The sequence below is a fragment of the bacterium genome (assembly GCA_024226335.1).
Lineage (GTDB): Bacteria > Myxococcota_A > UBA9160 > SZUA-336 > SZUA-336 > JAAELY01.
In genome coordinates this window covers 1-1,558 of record JAAELY010000301.1, presented here as the reverse complement: position 1 = coordinate 1,558, position 1,558 = coordinate 1, and the positions used below count along the sequence as shown (strand labels likewise).

Annotated in this window: 2 protein-coding genes; both read left to right on the top strand. The window is 58.4% G+C overall.

Annotation, left to right across the window (positions count from 1 at the left end):
* Positions 1-864: transposase (locus tag GY725_15800; GenBank protein MCP4005654.1), on the top strand; the 864-nt coding region annotated here is incomplete at its 5' end.
* On the top strand, positions 861-1,558 hold a 698-nt coding region (locus GY725_15795; protein MCP4005653.1), incomplete at its 3' end, for an ATP-binding protein. The genes GY725_15800 and GY725_15795, both read left to right, overlap by 4 nt.

Below are 1,558 nucleotides of genomic sequence, written 5' to 3'. Positions count from 1 at the left end.
CTGCGATTACAGTCCCACCATCTCTACGACCACCACTTCTGCCTCGTGCGGCGGCCCAATGAAAAGGGCCACACCGAAGGCTTGGTCAAGTTCGCACGGCGGAACTTCATGGTGCCGGTTCCCAACTTCGACGACTTCGAGCAGTTCAATCAGAAGTTGGCCGACGACTGCCGCAATGACCTGCAGCGTCAATTACGCGGTCAAGACGGCACGAAATCCGAACTGTTCGAAGAGGACCGTCAGGCGATGCTCCCGATTCCGGAGGATCGTTTCGAGGCAAGACGCGTCAAGGGCGGCAAGGTCAACACGTTGTCATTGATCCGGTTCGACCGGAATGACTACAGCGTGCCGACGCAGTACGCACATCGCGAAGTCATCCTCGTCGGATCGCTTGATCGCGTGCGGATCATTGCCGACAGCCACGTTATCGCCGAGCATGTACGCGACTGGGAATCGGAAAATGTTCACTATGATCCCGTGCATTACCTGGCGTTATTGGAGCGGAAGCCGAATTCGCTCGACTTTGGCAAGCCCTTCGAAGAGTGGGATCTGCCAGAAGTCTTTGCGGTGCTCCGCAGGCGTCTGGAATCGGAAGGCGGCAGCGACGGCCGCCGTGAGTTCATCAAGATCCTGCGTCTCCTGGAAAAGCACAAGCTGAGAGAATTGACCGATGCGATCGATCGCGCCCTGAGAATCGGAGCGATGACCGTTGACGTGATCCGGATCCTCCTGCAGGAAGGCCGCGAGTCGCCAGCCAAGCTGTTCCGACTCGATGGCCGACCACACCTGCAAGACCACAGTATCCCCGAGCCTCGGATCTCTCAATACGGCGATCTCGTCCAACACCAGGAGAAGCAATCATGAAGAAACTCGAAACCAAGAGTACGGTCTTGCTGAAGCACCATCTCAAGGCACTCAAGATGCCGACCATGCACGAGGAGTGCGAAAAGATCGCGGCACGCTGTGCGAAGGAGAACGTCGATCATCTCGGCTTCCTGCTCCAACTCTGCGAGCAGGAACTGATCGACCGTGAGAAACGGGCGGCCGACCGGCGTCTGAAGGCGGCCAAGTTCCCCAACTACAAGACGCTCGAAGATTTCAAGTTCGAGGCCCAGCCGACGATCAACCGCGTACTGGTCAGCGAACTGATGCGTGGGGAGTACATCGAGAAGCGTGAGTCGATCATTCTGATCGGCTATCCCGGAACGGGAAAGACCCATATCGCCACGGCCTTGGGAATCGCTGCGTGTGGACAAGGGAAGAAGGTCCGGTTCCATCGCGTGACCGAGCTGATCACGCAGTTGATGGAAGCCCGTGAGGAACGCCAGTTGATGCGGATGAAGAATCAGCTGATGAAGCTCGATCTGCTGATCCTCGATGAACTGGGCTACGTCCCGGCCAGCAAGCTCGGAAGCGAACTGCTCTTCGACGTGATCTCCGCCGCCTACGAGCGGACCAGCGTCATCGTGACAACGAACCTGCCCTTCGAGCAGTGGACCGAGGTGCTCGGCAGCCAGCGGCTCACCGGCGCCGTGCTGGACCGACTGACGCACCACTG